This window comes from Desulfosporosinus sp. OT (assembly GCF_000224515.1).
Lineage (GTDB): Bacteria > Bacillota > Desulfitobacteriia > Desulfitobacteriales > Desulfitobacteriaceae > Desulfosporosinus.
This window is the reverse complement of the sequence record NZ_AGAF01000155.1, coordinates 1-16,729: the sequence shown is the minus strand read 5'-3', so window position 1 is coordinate 16,729 and position 16,729 is coordinate 1. Positions and strand designations below refer to the sequence as shown.

Here is a 16,729-nt window from a genome sequence, read left to right as displayed (position 1 = left end):
AAAATGCGTATCTGATGAGCTTAAATGGCCCCACAAACAAAGTTTACTGCCCTATTGCTCCTGAAAATCGGTAATATTCATCCCACAATTTCGGTCAATGCAATGTAGCCCCTTAAATCCTGCCTGAATTATATCGCCAATCAGCGCCAGATAATTACCATCAGATGAAAAAGGCTGGCAAGTGATTATCGGATATCCGCTTGACCTGATACGCCAACGATGGTAAGAACAGCTTGCGGAACATTGATGGTCTTAACAATAATCTATCCTTCCCTGCGATGTCGTCGGCCAGAATGATCCATTGAATTGCCTGTCTTGAATATGTTAACTACAGAAAAAAGATTAATCATACTTTCGTCGAAATATTATCTGTTCATCAGTGATGAGCAGATGTAAATGGATGTGATCAGAATTATGAAAACGTATTGATCAAAACACGATGCATTTACTACGAGGCCCTTCTCTGGCAATCCTGCCGGAGTAATAACCGATGCCTTAGGCCTTACAACGAGTGAAATGCAAAAAATCGCCAATGAAATGAACCTTGTGGAAACAACATTCGTTTTTCCACCTAATGAAAGCAACGCCGATTTCTCAATCAGATACTTTACACCTCAAAACGAAGTTGCGGTTGCAAGCCACCCGACGATCGCCACTATTCATGCTTTAATTGAAGAAGGAAAGATAAAGCTGTCAGTCAATACACACCAAGTTCAGGTGGAAACCGGCGCTGGAGTTCTACCAGTTGATATTAATGTTGCCGAGGCTGGTAACTATAATATCACAATGACAATGGCGACCCCTAAATTTGAGCGTGCACCAATAACTTATTCAGAACTGGCTGTTATGCTCGGAACCGATAGCAGCAACGTTGACACAAATTATCATATACAGAAAATGTATACAGGCATATATTGGTTTGTAGCCCGACTGACAAGTTTGGCGGCCATCAGAAATTTACGTCCTGATATGGCAGCTATAGCGGAAATTAGTCGCAGGGAAAAAGTGAGCGGTATCCAGGTATTCACTACCGAGACGGAAGACCCCCAATGTAATTTTCATGTTCGCACATTTCTTCCGAATGAAGGTATTAACGAAGATCCAGTGTGCGGTACTGGCAACAGCTGTATTGGTGCTTTTATAGTTGAGAACGAAATTGTAAAAACGAATGGCCAATTAACGTTTACTTCCGAGCAAGGTATAGAGCTCGGTCGACCAGGTCGGGTAAAAATTAAAGTTCAGGGAATGCCCCATGCAGTTAACAAAATTCAGATTTCCGGTACAACAGTAACAGTATTGACAGGTGAAATTAAATTCTAAGCGCCAAGTTGTCAAAATTCACGTTCTTTTACTAACAGTGTAACGCCCCTAACTGAACGTCCAGACCAAGCAGCTACCTCGCTCCAACGTACTATGCCACAACCTTTGTTATCCTCCGCTGGATGGAATACGCGAGCGTATTCATCAAATACATATGGAATTACGGATCCTACAGGCGTGCCCCGTTTTCTCTCAAGGAGAGAATATAATAGCCATTCTGCCGGTTTAATATCTTCTGGTATCGTTACATATTTGGCTAACTGTAGCACCACTCACACAACACCCCACCAATATTTAATCGTATATGCTTGCCGAGAATTTCTCTTGCAGGTGTACACCGTAACAAAACTAGCAGTTTAAGCTTGTTTCGAGTCCTATAAAATTGTTATGAAAGGCACCAGCATTATATCAAAAAGGACGCTGGTGCTTTATTATTGAACTCGAAAATCCAGTTGATACTATGCGACGGCCAACGTGTACATTAACTTTTGTTTTGTTTTCGGTCTTTTATATAATTGCTATGCCCTAAGCCAACAGCTAATGAAAATTCAATTCCATCAAACAAATCACTATAAATGGAAGGATGAAAAAATTTAATTGTAAATAACATTGTAAATGTAAAAATTCCTATGCAAATGGCTGATCTAATTCAAATCCTTTTCCCTTTGGTACCAATGATCCAAATAATCTGTAACCAAACACAAAAGTAAATCCCAAAGGGACCATTACTACATTACTTTATTAAATTCAACAATCTATCTCCTATAGGCCAATAAAGAAAGCTAAATGTAATAGCAGCAATATTCCCATACAGCCCAAAGACCTTAATAAATCCACTTTCATTTCTGCTTATATAGCCCAAAATTAACCCTATTGGTGCAATAAAAAACGATAATAAAAATCCGTAATTTGCTTTAAAGGAATAGAGGATAAACCCTTCAAGGTAGAATATAAAAGTTATAGTTGATATTATAACTGATATCCAACCTGTAATCTTTTTAATTTGAAAACTCACTTAGTAATAACCTCCTTAGTTATTTATATAAACTTCACCCTATGGAATAATCTAAGCCATTCGCCAGTAATGAATAATTTACCTTTATTTTACTCCTTGAGTCCGATAAGAGACATTACGTCCATTTATGAAAAAGTAGATCCCTCATTTTTAGCCAAATTTGACCGTGAGTAACGCTTTAGTTGCCGTTATTAGCACCCAGACAACCTTAATCATTACATAACTTCTTTGCAAAGTAAGGGGAATCTTGTCAAAAATGCACAGATGAGAAAATAGCGTATAACACAGAAAAGATGTCCTTCATGTTGGGCCTGTATTGGTTACAAAGAGGGGGCGAATATTAATTCTGCCCCCTCCTCATCCTCGCTCTCACAGCAAGAGTTATAACCCTCTCTCTTATTGCTTTTGCATTATGGACAATGCTTATAAATAACCAAGGCTGCCGCCTGAAAAAATGACAACCTGTCCCTCATATAAGATGCCAGTCCCACTTTGAAAGGCACCTTTCAAAGTGGGACTGGCATGGAATCTTGCTGAAACCGTAGTATTAAGGTTGACATGTTTTTCCCAGGAACTGTCCCGGATGTTAAATCGTACAAAGAATGTTGTAATTCGCACTGGAAGCAATAGGCAGGTTAAACCATCAACTCAAAAATAAAGACCGAAAGACAGGCCAGTATTGAAACCTTGAACAGACTGCCGCCGCGATAAGCCAGGACTAAGGCCGCGATGAATCCTGCCAGGGCGGACCATAGGCTTGCCGTTGCTCTTAAGATCGCGGGAAATGTCATCACCGCTAAGGTGACATAGGGTACATAGTATAGAAACGATTTGAGATAAACATTCTGGATTTCTTTACGCATGAAAATCAAAGGAATGAGTCTGATCAAATAAGTAACGCCCGCCATGACCAGAATATAGAGATAGATATTACCCCTCATCGGCAACCTCCTTCACCGGAAACAGGAGAGCTGCAATTCCTGCTATCAATACCGTTAAAATAATAATTTTGAATCCTTGCGAGATTTGACTGAGGATGGGTAGTTGGGCAAATAACAAACTCAACAGCATGGAGGACAAAATGATTCCCGCCAACAGCTTGTTTCCCTTTGCCGGCGGAACAATCACAGCGATAAACATCCCGTACAGGGCAACACTTAAGGCGCTGATGATTCTTGCGGGTAAAATCCCCCCTGAAACAACTCCGCAAAATGTACCCAGCATCCAGCCCGGTATACTGACGCTCATCAAACCGTAATTGTAGAAAGGGTTCAGTTTACCTTCTTTGCAAACGGATACCCCAAATATTTCATCCGTAACGCCGAAGGCAACCAATAAGCGATGGGGAAAGCCTGCTCTTGGCTCAAATTTTTGCGATAGTGAACAGGACATCAGAGAGTATCGCAAATTAATGACCAGTTGGATCAGCGCCATTTCCAGATAAGTCGCGGAAGTCCCGATTAAAGCCAGTGCTCCGAATTGTCCGGCTGATGTCAGGTTGGCTGCGGACATGAAGACGGCCTGAAAGGGAGTCATCCCAGCCTTCTTCGCCATAATGCCAAAGGTAAAAGAAACCGCGAAGTAGCCGAGAGCGATGAGGATACCGTCTTTGATCCCGTTTTTCCAGGAGAGATTGTTGTTGCTCATTGAAACTTACCTCGGATCAATCATCTTATTTGTTTTCATCATACTCCCCCCTCTTGACATAAGTAAAACGAATTTCCATAATGAATATATAAGAATTTCTAATAGAAATGAGGTAATCAATGAACCGCTATAAAGCTTTTATGAAAATAATCGAAACAGGAAGTTTTACCAAAGCCGCTGAGGAACTGGGTTACACCCAATCCGCCATCAGCCAGATGATCCGCGCCCTGGAGGAGGAACTCTCCACCATGCTTTTTTTGCGTTCACGCAAAGGGATCACCCTAACGCCTGATGCCGAGGAATTCCTGCCCTACATCAAAGCGATCCATAATTCCCACCGGGAGCTTGAGGAAAAACGCCGGGAAATGCAAGGACTGCAAAAAGGGATTATTCGCATCGGCACCTTTTCAAGTGTTTCCAGCAATTGGCTGCCTGATTTGATCAGGGATTTTAAAACCAGGTACCCTTCGGTATGCTTTGAACTTCACCAGGGCGAGTACACCAGCATTGCCCAGTTGATTAAGGAAGGAAGCGTGGACTTCGGCTTTGTCAATCCAGACGCCCAAGCTGTATCCGAACTCAAGACAATCCCCCTCCAACAGGACGAAATGCTGGTGGTTGTGCCTACAAACCACCCCTTAACGCACAAAAAGAAAATCTTACTCCAGGACCTGGTCAATGAATCCTTTATCCTCTTGGATGAAGGACAATTAAGCGTGCCCTTAGAGTTTTTTAAACGGGAAAATCTGCGCCCCAACATTCAATACCGTGTTCATGACGACTATACGATTATGTCGATGATTGAAAGCGGCTTGGGAATTTCTATTCTACCGAAATTAATCATCAGCAGATCCCCTTATCATATCGCAACCTTAGAGCTGTCCCCGCCGATTGTCCGTACCATTTCCCTGGCCTTTAAAAACAAGAAGGTATTGCCCATTGCCAGCCGGTACTTTATGGATTTCATTGTCGAGCAGTATGGAAGGACTTCCTGCGTCGTCTTTGGAATGGAATGAGCGGCCTGTTCAATCGTACACGTATACGATTGAACAGGCCGCTCATTTCGCGTCAGGAATCAGCTTCGGACTCTCTACTGATGCTGCTGCCCTTCTAAGATTAAATAATAAATCTAATCTGAAAGCTCTTCGCACACATCAGCCATTTGCAAGTATTGCAAGATAAATAGCTTTGGAATTCTATATTCCCGTCCTACTTTGAAACCTCGAATCTCTTTATTTTCCAACAGTTTGCAGACGGTTTTGGTGCTTATATTAAGAATTTCGGATAATTGCTTAACATCAGTACATCTGGATACTGCTGAAAAAACAAATCACCTGTCACCAGGGCGCATTTAAAGATAGGAAAAATAAGGAGATAACATTTAATATATGAAATAGAGGAGGGCTTTATGGATTGACTTGACGCAATGAACAGGGCAGTAGAATATTTAGAGGCTAACCTTACTGAAAAGTTGGATATTGAGAAGGTAGCGAAAATTGTCTTATCATCCACGTTTCATTTTCAGCGTATGTATCATATGATGACAGGTGTTACTATAGCTGAATATGTGCGAAGAAGAAGGCTTACACTCGCTGCACAGGATATTTCATCCGGTAAAAAGATCATCGATGTAGCATATAGGTATGGCTATGAAACGCCCGAAGCCTTCACTAAAGCTTTTGGAAAAATGCATGGAATAAGCCCTTCGGCTGCGCGCGAGCTGGGAGCCAATCTCAAGGCATATCCGAAACTCTCCTTTCACATTTCAATAAAAGGAGATGAAAAAATGAATTACAAGGTTGTTGATAAAGGAAGCTTTAGAGTAGTTGGTAAACAAAGAAGGATAACTTTGGTGGACGGAGAAAACTTTATACAGGTACCTGAATTTTGGAACGAATGCATTAAGGATGGCTCATACCAGTGGATTAGCTCAAAGGCTGGTAAGCTTGGTGTTCTAGGTGTCGCTATGGATTTCAGTGAAAATGGTTTTAATTATCTAATTGGAGTTGAGGAAATCAAAGATACCCTTCCGATCGGTTATATTTCGGCAACTATACCTGCTTCAACTTATGCTGTATTTGAATCCGTTGGAGCGCTGCCTACAGCTATAAAAGATATTATCCAAAGGATATATACAGAGTGGTTTCCAGCTACAGGATATCAGCATGATTGTTACGCACCAACGCTTGAGGTTTATCCTAAAGGTGATATGCACTCTCCAGATTACAGATGTGAGGTTTGGGTTCCGGTTAAAAAGCAAAAGAGATGAAACTACTCAGTAGTGTATTAATGCTATTTGACAAGGTTTTGGCCCAGGAGCCTGTTCCAAAATCGTAAGCGCTTACGATTTTTAGGACAGGCTTTTTTTGCTAATGGGTCCGTTAATGATAATCTTTCTCTCCAGGTTAGAAATGATCAGGCCAGAGAATACATTCAGCTAGGATACCGTGTAGTGGTTGAGCGTCGCAACCGATGTGTCGTGTTGCTGTATCGATAAATTGTTTAACCAGGGTTGAATTATTATCTGTTCGCCAGGCGATGCTCATTTCTACGCGCGGGGCTTTTCTCTTGATGTCCACATACGTGACGTCCCGTGCTTGTATATTCGCTGTTGATTGGCATGATGCTTATACCTAGTCCTGCCGCAACTTAACCCAACAACAGTCTGTATTTCTTTGACGTGTTGACGAATGATTGGGCTAAAAATAGCATCATGACATTTCGAGAGGATATCATCGTACCAGCTCGGCCAAATATCCCTCTCCACTAATATAAATCGTTCTGTGCTCAGCTCGCCAATAGATATTGAAGCGCGGTGCGCAAGTGGATGCAACTTCGGTACAACGGCGATACATGTCTCTTGATGAACTGACAAGAGTGATATGAGCGGATCAACCACAGGGGTTCTTACAAAGCCAATGTCGATGGAATTATTGTTAAATGCCTTAATTTGCATTAGTGTAGGCAAGCAAAGCATCGATTTCTTTACTACTTGTACCCGTCGTGGGTGTCATTTCTGGCTGCATATTTTTAAATAAAAACATAAAAAATAGTTACGTTAGCAGGGATTTTACTTGTACTGACCGGAATATGGATTGTAAATAGTAAAGGTGCTTACGGCTCCCGTAGGGTCGAATCAAATGCTGTGAATAAATCACTATAGACCGAACAACCCTATTGGGTAAATTACCTTCACTACTCAGTTACCAAGGTGACTAGTCAAGGTACATCCCATCCCATTTGAAAACACAGTTATTTTTGCCGTACGCAAAGGACGCCTCACAAGCCCGTAAATTTTTATGCCTTCGAAGTCGACGGAATTACAGTGTATTATGATCGTAATCTTATTAGTTAGCAAATCGGAAGTTACTATTGATACTCAAGGGTTTGGCTTTATTAAAGGGCTCATCGTTACCGATTGGGTTATAAAATACTAAAGTCGACCTGCATGGCCGACTTTTTTGTCAATACAGAAAGCATTGCTGACAGTTATATACTTTCTGGAACTTTCTTCAAACATATATGATAGCTTTTCTGTGCTTACCTTATTCTAAAATCTGCAGACTCATCTTGTAGTCGTAAATTAATGCATTGAATTCCTCCGACGAACCAGTTTCCCGAATTAACGTCAGTGCTTTTTGCAGCAAACGTTTATGAACCTCTTCCCTGCCAATTAGAAAATTGATCATCCGCTTCATGTTTGGGTCGCTTGTTTTCTCTAAATGCTGATGGTAAAGATGACTAGTTCGTGCTTCTGCCTGCACATCCAGTTTCAGCATGTTGATGACATCAGCGCTTTGGTCAATATTATCTATGGCCCATGGAACCCCTTCAGAATTTGTACAGGTAAGCGATTGCCCCCCTAATTTGTTAATTGCTACAGAAATTATCTCCATATGCCCTAATTCCTCTGCAGCAATTAAACCTAGCAGTTCTCTAACATACCGGTTTGACATATTGGAGCGATGGCTTAAGTACTGAATGCTCGATGATAATTCACTATCATGAACATAGATCACAATATCAGTGGTATCAAGCATCGATCTAATGGAATTCATATCCATGAAACAATACAAATTTTGAACACCATGAATGGTTTTTTAGGGGTGAGTGGAGGCGAGGCGGTACTGCTGGTACACCTAACAAGATCCTGCCCATTCAATTATTCCTTTTACCCATTTTAGCAGTTAACCTCCAACAAAAAACACTTACCTATCCCCGAGATCTCCTCCGGCAGATAAATCTGAAATAGTTACAGTTCTATGGATAATGGGAAGCAGGCTCGTATTCGCTTATTAAGAATTTTGCGAAGTTATAAAGAATCCTTATTGTTTATTGTTTATTGTTTATTGAATCTTAACGCTTCCAGTCTTTTAGCTTTTTCAAACGCTTCGTATAAAAATTCCTCTGCTGATAAATCTTTGTAATCCCAATTCATAGGCTCTAATGCAGTCGCACCTGAATAATTTGTTACTGCAATTTTTTTCATAGTTGCTGGCCAATCAATCGTGCCGTCAAAGGGTAACTGGTGCTGGGTGCGACTTCCTCCATTATCGTGTAAATGCAGTGCCATCAACTGAGAGCCGTACATAGATAATAAATCATCGCCCGAATTGTAGTTGTGGTGATGACAACAGTCATAACAGAATCCGATACGCAGGGAGTCCACTCGCTCTAGCACATATGACAAATTTTTAAAATTATGTAAGTTCTCCAGTGCAACATTGACACCAAGTTGTTCAGCTTTTTCAGCTATTCTCTTGATTCTATCCAGTCCTAATGCATTACATGGATAGTTTTCGTTGGGCAAGTGTACCACCATTGTTGGAATCTCAAATTCTGCACAATCTTCAACACATTGCAAATAGCAATCCGTTAAAGCTTCACCGTCCAGATTGTCAAGCCAGAGGTTGTTTTGATTTTGGACTGGTGTGTGGATATTTTCAATAAAAAGACCCGCTTCTCGTGCAATTTGTGGCCCGTTGCGGTAATCGTTCCGACCAAAGCCATCACTCCACCATAATAAAACGCCATCAAATCCAGCTTCTTTTATTAACCGATAACGTTCTTTTATCGGCAATTCATAGCCAAACCAATCATAAATAGTAATCATAATCCAAGTTCTCCTTCGCTTGCTATAAATACCGTCACTTTAAAACTCTGGGTAACTTCGAATTTTCAGCCTAGTGGGTATAGAATTTTTATAATGTTAACAAACGGAAAATGGTACGAAATAAGAATGATGCGAAATAACTCACTACTCATTTCGCTCATACTGTGTATTCAGACTTTAACATTGAAAACAGTATCAGGTCTACAACACCTTTACCTTTCCAAACATGCCCTTGTCTAATAACGCCTTCTTCTACGAAATTATTTCTTCTTAAAACATTTAAAGACTTGGTATTTTCGGGCATGACAAATGCCTGGATTCGGTTTATGCCAATATCGTCAAAAAGGTAATCTGTTATTGCTTTGACTGTTTTCGTAGCAATTCCTTTACCCCAAAAGCGGTCGTTCAGCCTGAAGCCAATGGTTATCATATTCACATCACTATCATAATCAAACATTTCCGCCACACCGACAATAAAATCAGGGTTGTCATTCAGCGTAATTCCAAGGAGAATCCATTTTTTCTTGTTAAAATCCCGTTCAAAGTGCCCAATCATATTGGCAACTGTGTCCTTATTCTTTTTGAGCATGGAAGGAGAATGCACAAAAAGCTTTTCGTTGCTGTATATCTCAAAAAGGCTGTCGATATCTGAGGGAACAATTTTCCTAAATGTAATCTCATCCGTTGTAATATGCGGAAACTGGTCATATGGATTTTTACTCATTTAATTGACCTCCTACGTGTTATATAAATTATCGTAGTATGCCACTGACGCGACGCGGTTTAAGAATTAGTGGAACTTGAATTATGACGCTATTTTAGAATGTGCGACATATTACATGCTACTCTCCGTTCAATTATGTATGGGATAATTTTGGAAACATGAATTGATTGCTTTTAAGTAATTGCAGGTCTTTTCCCATTGCAAACAGTGTGTCCTCGCCCTCAAGCAATATTGTTTCATAATAAGAAGTATCTTGAGGGGTAAAGGAAAGAGCTATTCTTTTTACGCTCTCGTTTGTCAATACGTTCAGCATTTTATTTAGCGAAATATTTTCAGTGCAAAAAATATCCATTATTTCCATTGTGTTTTCCGTAAAGTCTGCAATTACAACGGCGTCATAATTTTCCAAATAGTAAACGTTATTTTTCATAAATAAGGTGCAATAAAACATAATCAGTTCTGCATTAGTGTACATAGAAACTTTAGAAACAGGAACGGCGTGCATTACCTTGTCAATTACGCAGTTTCTATCGTTCTCATCAGACATATTCAACTTTTTGACAGAAACATCTATATGTATTGCATCTGCCTTTTTTATACATTGATATTGCTTTAATTCTTCAAATCCAAACTTAGGGTAAAAATTAAGCACGGAGCTATTCGCAAACAAGTATATTAAATCGCATTTGTCCCGATAATCTGCAATCGCTTTTTTTGTCAGCACACGCGATAAGCCTTGCTTTCTGTAATCGGGATTGGTCATCACGGTTCCTAGTTGAATATACCGCTTTTCTTCTCCAAAAACTTTAAAATCCATTATATTAACGGACACATTAGAAACAATCTTATCTCCATCTATCAACGAATATGGTATATACTGATTTTTCCAATATCCATCTTGATACCACTGTTCAAAATTGAATCCGAATATTTTTTGTGTTAAATCATTTAAACTCTTTCTGTGTTCATTGCTTTTCCCGTATCCAATAACAAATTGATACTCTTTCCCGTCGATGTTTATATATTCCATGTAAACTCTCCCCCTACGTCAATATAAATAATCTTTACTTCGCTATTTCCTACCAATGCGTCACAGTTTTAAGAATAGTCTGAAGTAAGGGTTAGTATCTAATACTTCTTCAGCAGAAAAAATAGAAGATGACTTTTAAGATTGGTAAAGAAACGAGTGAAATCGATGGTTTGGCTGTGTCAAGACTAAAGTCCTAGCTATTAATAAAGACGCAGGTACTATTGATATATTGAACTTTGCAAATCCATATTATAAGACGTCGGCCTTTCTATTTCATAATGCGTTTTTGGAGAACTGTACTTTAGTCCAACTTGGAATAAAGTTAAAAAAAGTCCGATTAGCAAAAAGAAATAAACCAAGAATTGTATTCTTTTTGTTGTTCTATATCTCTTATAAAAGATTATAGAAAATCCTAAACATACAAAAGCAATGACCAAAAACAAAATAGATATTAGCATGACTATCTCCTCTCATCTATACTCCCAAAAAATGGGGTTTAGTCGCATCATAAGCGTTTCATCCGCATGAAATACAACCTTCTTAGGTAAGTAGGTGGAACGAACTTCATTGTTTCATAAAGGTTATCAGCCAGTCGTATTCTGTTCGCATAAAAATCCTTTTAACACTTGACTAATTCTACTTAATGAGTTAATTACCTTTATTTACTCTTTAGGTTATATATTAACATTTTTATTTGTTCGTGAAGCTTTCATAATAATGACCGTTGTTTATCTGGAAATAACCTTCGCAGGATTATCCATAGCAAATTATCCGAAGTTAGGTAGAAAAAAAAGAACTCCTAAAGGAGCTTAGTATATAAGTATGGATATCTTGGATAATCCGATTTCCCTAACTTTGGATAATTTCGATAGCACGAAACCGCGACGATTAGAGAAAATCTATGGGGATTGAATTCTTAATCTCTTGGTAATTTTAAGGACTTTGATTTAAAACATTGTACGATATGTATTTGAAACCTTCAAATATGCTAATTTCGGACACAGCTTCCCCCTCCCCATAACAGGGCAATTTTTAACATATGCAGTTTGGGCATTAGCAGGGGGAGATTTGCCTAGACTCATAAACCGTCTGGGGTTTTCTGATCCGCAGTTAGGGCATTTAGTTAAATCTTTTCCTATGAGTTTCTGGATAAGCTGGAGGGTTGAAGCCTTCTCTCTCAATAATAAAGGAGTATGGGTGAGTTGTTTACAAAGCTTGAGCTTAGTGGTTTTGTTACGATTGCCAAGCAAACCGTAATGTCTAATTTTCATGAAGCCACTCGGCAAGATATGAATAAGAAATCTGCGAATAAACTCTTCAGCAGAAAGAGTCATCACCTTTTGTTTACTGTTGTCCTTGTAGTCCCGCCATTTGAATGAAACCGTATCTTTTTCAATGTTAATGATGCGTTTATTTGATATAGCCACCCGGTGAGTATAACGGCCCAGATATTCAACAACACAAGCTGCGTTTTTAAACGGCGGTTTGCAATAAACAACCCACTCTTTGTTATATAAAGTGGAAAGAAGTTTTTCGAATTCCTTATCGTCAGAGAGATAGGTTTGACTACCGTGGAATTCAAGCTTATTTAGGTCATATAGCTGTTTAAGGTGATAAAGAAATTTGCCTCTGAACTTTCGGGATAGAACTTTAACTGGAATGAAGAATTTCTTTCTACTGCTCACCCATTTTCCGATGGAGGATAATCCGCCGCCGAGGACAACACAGTGCATATGGAGATGGTGCATAAGGGCTTGTCCCCAAGTATGCATAACAGATGTAAAACCAATCTTTGTACCGAGATACTTTTTGTCAGAAGCTAATTCGTTAAGAGTTTCAGCAACGACCTTAAACAGAAGGTTATATATTGTTTTTTGATTTTGATAGGTTATTGAATTGAGAGTATCTGGAATGGTAAATACCACATGGAAGTATCCTATGTTGAGCAAATTGTTTTTCTGGTTTTCAATCCAGCGCTCTTTGGCAAGAGCCTGGCATTTGGGGCAGTGTCTGTTGCGACAAGAGTTGTAAGAGATTCGCGTATTCCCGCAATTGTCACACGCTTCTTTATGCCCGCCTAATTGTGATGTTCTGCATTTTTGAATGGAAGACATTGCTTTATGTTGATCAAGAGTGAGCTTGTGATGGGTTCGATAGCCTTCGCCATATCTCTGGAAAATATCTTGTACCTCAGACATTGGTTTTGTCCAGCTCAGTCATCTGGTCAAGGGGACTTTTTACATTGAGTGATTCAATCTTTACTAAATGCAAGTAGAAGCAAGTTGCGGTGATATCTGTGTGTCCAAGCAACTGCTTGATGCGAAAAATATCTGTTCCCGATTCCAGTAAATGAGTGGCGAAGCTATGCCGAATGCTGTGAACTGTCACGTTTTTATTGATCTTAGCTTTAGTTGCATACTTATGAAATAAATTCTGTACAGCCTTGGTCGTAAGGTGTGTGCCAGTATTATTCCTGCTGTAAAAAAGCCATTCTTTAGGACGATAAGCTTTCCAGTAAGTTCTGAGTATATCCAGGTTTGCCTGTGAAAGGATAGCATATCGATCTTTACTGCCTTTAGCATTGCGGATAAACAACTGCATTTTTTCGCTATCAATATCGGAAACTTTAAGAGCAGCCACTTCACTGAGGCGAAGCCCTGCACCATAGAGAGTCATAAGAATACACTTATCTCTCAAGTTATCGCAGGCATTAAACAGGGATTGGAGTTCTTCTTGGGTAAAAATTGCAGGGAGTTTACGATGTTTTCGGTGACGAGGGATTTTCCTAATGTCTAAATTAATATCCAATATATAGCTATACAAAAAACGTAGACCGCTGTTGTAGGTATTAACTGATCCGGAAGCAAGCCTTTTTTCGGTGGTGAGATAGTAGAGAAATTGTCTAATATGTTCTATGCCCAGTTCAGTTGCAGGCTTGTCAAAGTGATCCTGGAAGAGTTTAACTTTGGTATAGTATTCATCCTTGGTGTGTTTGCTAAATCCTTTAAGTTCAAATTCAAATTTCAGCTTGGTTAAAACCTCTTCTTTTGTCATAGTACGAACACATCTCCTTTAAAATAAAGTCTCTAATATTTTAAAGGAGATGTGCATTGTCTGTAATAGCTTACAGCGATATTCAATTTAAAAAGCAAAAGATACACTCCGGAAACCACCGCGCCAGCGATTTAGTGCTATCCTACTGATGGTCACCAGTATAAGAAAGATACGAATTAAAATGATTTATGATTTTTCAGAAACATTCTAATACTGAAATATATCAATAAAAATCCAACAATAGTATTTAAGATTTGTATTACATTAGGTGAGAAGAATGCCTTAGCAAAACTTCCTACCAGAGCAATTAAATTTAAAAAGAGTATTGTCGATAATAGTGCTCCAAGACCAAATAGGTAAATCTCTTTTCTTTTCATGTTTTCCTCTGCGACTTTAGTTGAAAATACACCTGCCCAAAAAATTATTGTAAGAGGATTCGAAGTAGTAAGGATGATTGCACGAGTAAACACATTATTTGGATTAGATAAATTATTTATGCTTAAACTTGGCAATAAACTAATGTTAAATTGACTTAAAACTGTGCTAAATCCAAAAATGAACAAGATGGAAGAACCAAATATCTTTAAACACACCTTAATATTTTTTCTATCAATTATTGAAGCTATGCCAAGGATGGCAACAATAATAAAAATCCCATCTATTAAAGCTACACCTAATACCCCTGTCTCTGCATTGTAAAATCCTTTTAATGATGCCATTTGAAATATAAAAATACAAACAGGGCCTATGGCGAATTGTAACAACATGCCAAATTTGAAACCTTTATAAAGCATATTCCAGACCTCTCAAATATTAATATCTTCTTTTAGGGAAGAAAGAGTGATTATTGTATTTGATTTAAGGACTCCTTTGATTTTCTTTAATATATTTGATAGAAAATATTCCAGAGCTTTGGTATCTTCTACAAGCACCTTTAATAAATAGTCATATTCACCAGCAACATGATGGCACTCTAATACAGAACAATGTTGAACTATTTTTTTTCTAAACTCTTCCACATTCTCTGTTTTATCAATATTGACAAAAATAAATACTAAAAGCTTGTAGTTAATTTTATCTCTATTGACTTTTATGGTGTACTTTTCAATTATACACCCTTGCTCCATTTTCCTTATTCTTTCTGCCACAGCAGGAATAGATAGGTTTACATTTTTACTTATTTCCGAAGTAGTTACCCTACTATTTTCTTTTAAGACATTAATGATTTTCAGGTCAATTGAATCCACAACAACCAACTCCTTACTTTATCAGATTAATGTGATTCTACCCGAAAATTTAAATTTAGTAAACAGCATTTAAAAATACGTTAAAATATAAAGTATTTTATATTTTAACGTATAACAATTAAACTGGATGGTAGAATTTTAGCACTAAACTTAAAAAGCAGGAAGTATACTCTATTATCTAAAGTCATTATGACGGAATATCCTACTTGATGGTCACCAGTATAAGAACAATCCTGCTAATAAAAATCAACCATTATTTCAGAAAAATATTATAGAAAATCATTTCAATATAACTAGCACTCTGGGGTAAGACTTGACATGGGACCCTGCATCGGATGCTTAAATGGGTCGAGGGCTGTGGCTCATAGGATGTTTTCCTTTTGGGTAAGCCCCATCCCCTGACTTAGGGTAGCATCCTCGCCCCCATGTCAAGTCTTGCTTTGGGGTCGAGGTCTGATATTGAAAATTGGGTATAACAAAATAGACCAGACCGAAAGGCATCTTCTGGCCGGTTTCGACTACTTGCCGGAACTTAAAGAAATAATTATGCTACCATGTATGACTCTTTCACTCTGGCATAGTAAATACGCAGAAACTTATTTAATGCAGCAATTTTGGCAACCTTTTTAGGCTTCCCTTCAGTTTCTTTTTTGAGCATATACTGGTAAACAGCATCATCTTGAGACGGCTTATGAATCTTTATGTATGTCATAATTTCATAGCCTGTTTTACGCAAGGAAGCAGAGCCGCGTTTAGATATACTTCGCTTTGTAGCTGTGAAGTTGCCTGATTGAAACGGTGGTGCATCAAGACCGGCAAAAGCAATCAAGGCTCCGGCACTATGAAAGCGTCGTACATCGCCTATCTCTGCGATAAGCCTTGGGCCAAGTATCTCACCCACTCCCGGCATAGCCATGACAACCTCATATTCTTTTAAAGACTTTGCCAATTCTCTCATCCGTGCTAGAATACTGGCAAGGGTCGTGTCTATCATGTGCAAGACCTTAACTGCTTCCTCTACGAGCATTTTGGTCGATGGCGTATTGGAAGACAAAGTGGGGATACCATCCAGTGCAAGGGCGTAAATTTTTTTCGCTTTCTCCGTACTGGCTCGGTATCCTTTACTTTTTGCCCAGTCGTTATAGTTGTTGATGAATTCATCCTCGGACATACGCGTGATGTTGTCAAAGTGCCAGTATTCCTTTACAAAGGTACACAATTTATCTCGATCTGGCATATCAGAGCGATTCCAAAGGAGAGTTTTTATCCCTGGCATTGTTCGATCCAGCAGATTTGTAAGCGTTTGTTTCGCCTGGATACGCATAGACATGTAGTTTAAATATTGGCGATTGAGTGTTTTCAACTCATCATACACATCTGCCGTTGGCGTATAGTCTACTAGATGAAACCAGTGATCCAAACCAAAATTCGCTATCTTAATAGCATCAATCTTGTCCGTCTTGCCTTTACGGATAGCCACATTAACATACTTGTTCATTACTAGCGGATTAATAACAGAGGCAAAAATACCTCGCTCTTTCAGATATGTGAGTACCGGATAATGATAAGCCCCTGTTGC

General features: G+C 38.9%; 18 protein-coding genes and 1 pseudogene. 3 read left to right on the top strand and 16 right to left on the bottom strand.

The annotated features are described in order from the left end of the window. Positions 1-444: 444 nt before the first annotated feature. Positions 445-1,320, top strand: a pseudogene (locus DOT_RS14390) (PhzF family phenazine biosynthesis protein); the annotation flags it as partial. Positions 1,321-1,331: 11 nt separating this feature from the next. Here DOT_RS14390 and DOT_RS14385 read toward each other — a convergent pair. From DOT_RS14385 to DOT_RS14370, 5 genes are all read right to left on the bottom strand, one after another. Continuing rightward, the gene (locus DOT_RS14385) at positions 1,332-1,592 is read right to left on the bottom strand and encodes a hypothetical protein (protein WP_040412268.1); all 261 of its coding nucleotides are present in this window, start codon (positions 1,590-1,592) and stop codon (positions 1,332-1,334) included. 461 nt (positions 1,593-2,053) lie between these two features. Then, positions 2,054-2,335: a hypothetical protein gene (locus tag DOT_RS14380; RefSeq protein ID WP_009620101.1), complete on the bottom strand. Its 282-nt coding sequence runs from the start codon at positions 2,333-2,335 to the stop codon at positions 2,054-2,056. A 423-nt stretch (positions 2,336-2,758) separates the two neighbouring features. Beyond that, on the bottom strand, positions 2,759-2,953 hold the full coding sequence (locus DOT_RS30505) for a hypothetical protein (RefSeq protein WP_157998463.1): 195 nt from the start codon (positions 2,951-2,953) through the stop codon (positions 2,759-2,761). Positions 2,954-2,970: 17 nt separating this feature from the next. Beyond that, a complete protein-coding gene (locus DOT_RS14375; protein ID WP_009620099.1) occupies positions 2,971-3,276 on the bottom strand; it encodes an AzlD domain-containing protein in 306 nt (101 codons plus the stop codon). Further along, a complete protein-coding gene (locus tag DOT_RS14370; RefSeq protein WP_009620097.1) occupies positions 3,266-3,982 on the bottom strand; it encodes an AzlC family ABC transporter permease in 717 nt (238 codons plus the stop codon). Before DOT_RS14370 ends, DOT_RS14375 begins: the two co-directional genes overlap by 11 nt. 119 nt (positions 3,983-4,101) lie before the next feature. On the opposite strand from DOT_RS14370, the gene DOT_RS14365 reads away from it, so the two are divergent. Next, entirely contained in the window at positions 4,102-4,998 is an 897-nt protein-coding gene (locus DOT_RS14365; RefSeq protein WP_009620095.1) for a LysR family transcriptional regulator, read from the top strand. Between the two features lie 113 nt (positions 4,999-5,111). On the opposite strand, the gene DOT_RS31875 is transcribed toward DOT_RS14365, so the two are convergent. Further along, positions 5,112-5,225, bottom strand: coding sequence for a hypothetical protein (locus tag DOT_RS31875; protein WP_009620093.1), 114 nt, complete (start codon positions 5,223-5,225; stop codon positions 5,112-5,114). A 183-nt stretch (positions 5,226-5,408) separates the two neighbouring features. On the opposite strand from DOT_RS31875, the gene DOT_RS14360 reads away from it, so the two are divergent. Beyond that, on the top strand, positions 5,409-6,251 hold the full coding sequence (locus DOT_RS14360) for an AraC family transcriptional regulator (protein ID WP_009620091.1): 843 nt from the start codon (positions 5,409-5,411) through the stop codon (positions 6,249-6,251). Positions 6,252-6,530: 279 nt separating this feature from the next. On the opposite strand, the gene DOT_RS28740 is transcribed toward DOT_RS14360, so the two are convergent. From DOT_RS28740 to DOT_RS14315, 10 genes are all read right to left on the bottom strand, one after another. Further along, positions 6,531-6,938, bottom strand: a complete 408-nt coding sequence (locus DOT_RS28740; protein WP_202798709.1) for a LysR family substrate-binding domain-containing protein — start codon at positions 6,936-6,938, stop codon at positions 6,531-6,533. A gap of 589 nt (positions 6,939-7,527) precedes the next feature. Further along, positions 7,528-8,040: a manganese catalase family protein gene (locus DOT_RS14355; RefSeq protein ID WP_242833840.1), complete on the bottom strand. Its 513-nt coding sequence runs from the start codon at positions 8,038-8,040 to the stop codon at positions 7,528-7,530. A gap of 281 nt (positions 8,041-8,321) precedes the next feature. Then, on the bottom strand, positions 8,322-9,095 hold the full coding sequence (locus DOT_RS14350; protein ID WP_009620086.1) for a sugar phosphate isomerase/epimerase family protein: 774 nt from the start codon (positions 9,093-9,095) through the stop codon (positions 8,322-8,324). Between the two features lie 157 nt (positions 9,096-9,252). After that, a complete protein-coding gene (locus DOT_RS14345; protein ID WP_009620084.1) occupies positions 9,253-9,819 on the bottom strand; it encodes a GNAT family protein in 567 nt (188 codons plus the stop codon). A gap of 133 nt (positions 9,820-9,952) precedes the next feature. Then, a complete protein-coding gene (locus DOT_RS14340; protein WP_009620081.1) occupies positions 9,953-10,849 on the bottom strand; it encodes a GNAT family N-acetyltransferase in 897 nt (298 codons plus the stop codon). 947 nt (positions 10,850-11,796) lie between these two features. Further along, positions 11,797-13,047, bottom strand: coding sequence for an IS91 family transposase (locus DOT_RS14335; RefSeq protein ID WP_009620080.1), 1,251 nt, complete (start codon positions 13,045-13,047; stop codon positions 11,797-11,799). Further along, positions 13,040-13,903, bottom strand: a complete 864-nt coding sequence (locus tag DOT_RS14330) for a tyrosine-type recombinase/integrase (protein ID WP_009620078.1) — start codon at positions 13,901-13,903, stop codon at positions 13,040-13,042. The genes DOT_RS14335 and DOT_RS14330 overlap by 8 nt, the downstream gene beginning before the upstream one ends. Before the next feature lie 176 nt (positions 13,904-14,079). After that, positions 14,080-14,697 (bottom strand): LysE family transporter, encoded by a 618-nt coding sequence (locus DOT_RS14325; RefSeq protein ID WP_009620076.1) that lies wholly within the window; start codon positions 14,695-14,697, stop codon positions 14,080-14,082. A gap of 12 nt (positions 14,698-14,709) precedes the next feature. After that, positions 14,710-15,150 carry an Lrp/AsnC family transcriptional regulator gene (locus DOT_RS14320; protein ID WP_009620074.1) on the bottom strand — a complete coding sequence of 147 codons (441 nt, stop codon included), beginning with the start codon at positions 15,148-15,150 and terminating at the stop codon, positions 14,710-14,712. A gap of 544 nt (positions 15,151-15,694) precedes the next feature. After that, the coding region (locus DOT_RS14315; protein ID WP_009620072.1) for an IS110 family transposase at positions 15,695-16,729 on the bottom strand (1,035 nt) is incomplete at its 5' end.